Raw genomic sequence first — 4936 nt, 5'->3', positions numbered from 1 at the left:
CATGCGGTCCGTGATACCGAGGGGAATATTTTGTATTTCGAAGGAACAAATTCCGACATCACTGAACGGAAGCATGCCGAGGATGGGCTTAAGGAATCGGAGCACATGCTTTCCCAGATCATTGATTTTCTCCCGGACCCTACCATCGCCCTCGACTTGGACGGAAAAATCATTGTCTGGAATAGAGCTATGGAAGAACTGACGGGGGTTCGGGCTTCCGAAATGATGGGAAAATCGGATTACGAGCATGCAATCCCCTTATACGGTAAACGCCGCCCTATTCTGGTGGATTTATGCCTGAACCCGAGTGAAGAGGATGAAAAGTTTTATAAAGTTATCAAGAAAGAAGAGAACCTCCTTATTGCAGAAGGGGAGATGCTGGAAAAGCAGTTTATAATATGGGGAAAAGCGAGTCGGATTTTCAGCAGAAAGGGAAACATCATCGGCGCCATTGAAACGATCCGCGATATATCAGACCGGAAGGCGACCGAGAAGGTCCTGAAACTGAGTGAAGAGCGCTATAGAACGATCTTCGAGAATACCGGAACTGCCATGATTATCATGGGAGAAGACTCCACCATCTCCCTGGTGAACTCTCAGTTCGAGGCCCTTTCAGGGTATTCACGAAACGAGGTGGAAGGGAAGATGAAGTGGGTGGACTTTGTCTCCCGGGAGAAGAATCAACCTGAAGAGAATATCATCAGCGGGAACAACGAATCATACATAATGGACAAGGCGGAAAAGAGAAAATATGTCCTCATCACAAAAGCTGTCATACCGGGAACGAACTCGAACATCGCTTCCCTTCAGGATATTTCAGATCGAAAACTGGCAGAGGAGGCGCTCCGTGCAAGCGAGGGCAGATACCGATTTCTCGAGGAAAACATCCACGATATTATCTGGATTTCGGATCTGGCGCTTCATTTCGTCTATGTGAGCCCTTCCATAGAGCGTATATGCGGATACAGACCTGAGGAAATCATCGGGACTCCTTGGCGTTCATACACCAGGGATGAAAGCCACAAGGGGATGGAGGAGATCTTTGCCGAGGGAATGGAACTTGCCGGGGCGCATGACCCATCCCTCCTCTCTCGAACATGGTCTCTCGAGTTGCAGCAGATAATCAGGAGTGGAGAAGTCATCTGGACCGAGTCGACCATAAGCTTCCTCGTCGATGAGGAAGGAAGCCCAATCGGTCTTCTTGGGATGACACGCGACATCAACGCCAGGAAGCGTGCTGAAGAACAGATGGAACTGTACGAGGAACACATGAAGAGGTCTCAGAAGATTGAGGCAATTGGGACCCTGGCAGGTGGGATAGCCCATGATTTCAATAACATCCTCTCTGCTATTATCGGATTTTCCGAGGTGGCGAGGGATGAGCTTCCCTCGGGCAGCGAGACCCGTGATAAAATAGACGAGGTGCTCAAGGCAAGCGAGCGGGCCAAGGATCTGGTAAAGCAGATACTCACCTTCAGCAGGCAGGTGGATGTTAAGCCAAAACCTCTTGCCATGCATCTCATCGTTAAGGAAGTCATAAAACTCCTGAGATCTTCCATCCCGTCCACGATTCATATCGAGCAGGATATCGGCGCCGATTCCGGTTTCATCCTTGCAGATCCCACTCAAATCCACCAGGTGGTCATGAATCTCTGCATCAATGCATACCATGCCATGCTGAATACAGGTGGAACTCTTACTATTTCTTTAAACCAGGTGCTGCTCGAAAATGAGATATCTTTTGTCCCTCACGACCTGGCGGCAGGAGCCTATGTAAAGTTTGAGGTAAGAGACACGGGGTGTGGGATGGATGATGCCATTATGCATCGTATCTTCGACCCGTTCTTTACCACAAAGGAAAAGGGGCTCGGGACAGGACTCGGGCTTGCTATTGTTCATGGAATAGTGAAGGACCTCGGGGGGGAAATTTTAGTGTCAAGCACCCCGGGGTCAGGAAGCGTTTTCAAAGTATTACTCCCCCGGTTCGGTATCGATCCTGTTGATCATGCAAATGACCTGGATTTAATAACGGAAGGCAACGGTGAGAGGATCCTTCTGGTGGACGATGAAGTCGCCATTGCCGAATTCGGTAAGGTCATGCTTGAGGAAATCGGCTATCCAACGAGCAGCTACACCTCGAGCACCGAGGCTTTCAAAGCATTCTGCAATGATCCTGGCGGGTTTGATGTCGTGATTACAGATCAGACCATGCCGGAAATGAGAGGCGATCAGCTTGCCTTGGAGATACTGAAGATCAGACAGGATATGGCTATCATAGTCATGACTGGTTACAGCGATATGCTTGATCCCCAGAGAGCAGCTTCTCTGGGGATCAAAGGGTTTATCCATAAGCCATTTTCCCGGAGGATCATTGCAACGGCAATTCAGAAGGTTTTGAATATTCCGAAATGACAAGATCATGGATCTCACCACCTGGGTAGCGTTCATCCAGATGGGGCGAGGCCTTCTTTTATATATTCTTTTCTATAAAGGATTTTCAGGATACCCATGGGCAGGCTCAGGGTAGGGTTACTTCAAACGATTTAGAATCTTAACATCTTTATATTGTAATGTCTTACAATATCTACTAAAACCCTAGTCGAGGTCATTCGATTCAATCACGATGTCAAAAAGGAGCAAAGGGAATGGCTTTGAAACCAGAGATACTTGTCATTGACGATGATGAGAGTGTATGTTCCGCCTTCAAGGTGATCCTGAATTCAGAAGGCTTCCAGGTAAGCATCGCAAAAGATTTCAAAACCGCTTTCGATCTGATCGATACAAAAAGTTTTCATGCCATCTTCTCAGATATTTTTCTTGACAGGTTCTCGGGTATCGACATCCTCAAAGAGATCAAGAGGAGAGGGCTTCGCTCACCCGTGATCATGATTACCGGGGAACCCAATATCGATAACGCTGCCGATTCGTTAAGAATCGGGGCCTTTGATTATCTGCCCAAGCCTATCCACAAGGATACGCTTATCCGGGTAACCAAACACGCAATACAGCATAAAGCCCTTCTTGATGAGAGGGCCCTCATCGAAAATGAGCTTGACGAGTACCGTTCCCATCTTGAAGCCATATTTATGAGTGTGAAGGAAGCCATTATATCCGTTGACCCGTACATGAACATCCTTCACTACAATGACGCTTTCACCGAGACCTGTTCGTTTACACCCGCATACAAGTTCGGGCAGAATCCCATGGAGCTGGTGCGGAACTGCAATCTCAAGTGCTGGACCACCCTCCAGAACTCATTGACGACAGGCGCATCCATCAATGAGTACAGGATAGAATGCGATCATGCACAGAGACCACAGCAGATAGTCATGCTGAATATCTCCCCGTTAAAGGATCGAAAAGAAAACCGGATCGGCTCTGTTATGACTATCAGAGACATCACGCGCATCCTGCATCTTGAGAAAGAACTGATGGGAAGACGTCAGTCCGGCAGCATTGTGGGCAAGAGCAAGAAGATCCAGGGCATCTTTAACCTGATCGAGCATCTGAAGGATATTGAGACAACAGTTCTTATTACCGGTCCAAGCGGTACAGGCAAGGAACTCGTGGCCAGAGAAATTTACCAGTCAGGCGCCCGTGCAGACAAACCGTTTGTTGCGGTAAATTGCTCTGCGCTCTCCGACAATCTCCTTGAAAGCGAGCTCTTCGGGCATGTGAAAGGTGCCTTTACCGGTGCTGTGGCGGATAAGACCGGGCGTTTCCAACTTGCCAACCATGGGACTATATTTCTTGACGAGATAGGAGATATTTCGCCAAGAATACAACTCAAGCTTCTGAGAGTACTTGAGACAAAAGAGTTCGAGCGGGTTGGGGATTCCGCCACTATCAAGATGGACGCGAGAATCATAACGGCCACCAACAAGGACTTGAGGGAGAAGGTGAGTCTGGGGGAGTTCCGGGAAGATCTCTATTACCGTCTCAAGGTTGTGGAGATCCATATGCCTTCCCTGAAAGAACGGCGGGATGACATACCTCTTCTCGTGGATCATTACATCTCGTTTTTCAATAACCTGTTCAATAAGCATATCACTGGTATTGCGCAAGAGGTTGAACATATTTTCATGGAATACGATTGGCCTGGCAATATTAGAGAATTACTACATGTTCTGGAACATGCCTTTGTCTTGTGTGAGGAATCTGTTATTCGGGTTGACAACTTGCCCCATGAGTTCAAAGTACATCCAATTGCCCAACCATATAGAAACAGTACGATAGTAATAAAAAAATCGAAGTTAAATAAGGACGATATACTCAATGCGCTAGAAAAGAATGGCTGGAATAAAGTGAAAACGGCACAAGCTCTCGGGATCAGCCGCCCGAATCTTTACCAGAAAATGAAGAATTACAACATCGTAACAGGATAGAGCAAATGTAAATTATTTACAATATCCCGACAAAAGCCATCTGCAATTCATTACATATTTTACACGTTAATCACACATATGTAATCCATGAAATGTTTCATAATCAATTAATAATAATCATCATATTGCCCATTATCATTTTTCGGTCTCACCTGGCATGTATTTTGTCTCTGATTACTCCATGAGAAAATTTAGGTTCATAAATTAAGGGAAATTATATATGTTAACAAGGGTACTCCCATCACATGACCATGATTTCATCGATTCTATTGCTGGGAGTTATCTCCCGGTATTTATTGCCTGTATCTGGAACGATAAGGATATTAAGGAAAATGTAATTAAACTGGAATCTATCGCAAGATATTTTTACGGGGAGATGAATGTTTACTATGCTTTAGATGATATGTTCCCTTACTTTAGGAATAAATTTGGAATACCAGGGACCCCGACATATATCGTTATCTATAAAGGCGATGTTCTGGGAACCATCCTCGGCAAGATCTCAGTTCAAAGCCTGATTGATCTTCTTACCGTCATGTTCATCACTCATG

The 4936-nt window shown here is 46.1% G+C and carries 3 protein-coding genes; all 3 read left to right on the top strand.

From position 1 onward, the window contains the following. On the top strand, nt 1-2412 hold a 2412-nt coding region (locus LUQ50_RS04985; RefSeq protein ID WP_300037091.1), incomplete at its 5' end, for a PAS domain S-box protein. Between the two features lie 239 nt (nt 2413-2651). Further along, nucleotides 2652-4385: a sigma-54-dependent Fis family transcriptional regulator gene (locus LUQ50_RS04980; RefSeq protein WP_300037088.1), complete on the top strand. Its 1734-nt coding sequence runs from the start codon at nt 2652-2654 to the stop codon at nt 4383-4385. Between the two features lie 220 nt (nt 4386-4605). Beyond that, a partial coding sequence (locus LUQ50_RS04975; protein WP_300037085.1) for a hypothetical protein occupies nt 4606-4936 on the top strand: 331 nt, incomplete at its 3' end.

The sequence above is a fragment of the Methanospirillum sp. genome (assembly GCF_028679455.1).
Lineage (GTDB): Archaea > Halobacteriota > Methanomicrobia > Methanomicrobiales > Methanospirillaceae > Methanospirillum.
The sequence above is the reverse complement of the archived record's forward strand: the minus strand, read 5'-3'. Positions and strand labels throughout refer to the sequence as shown.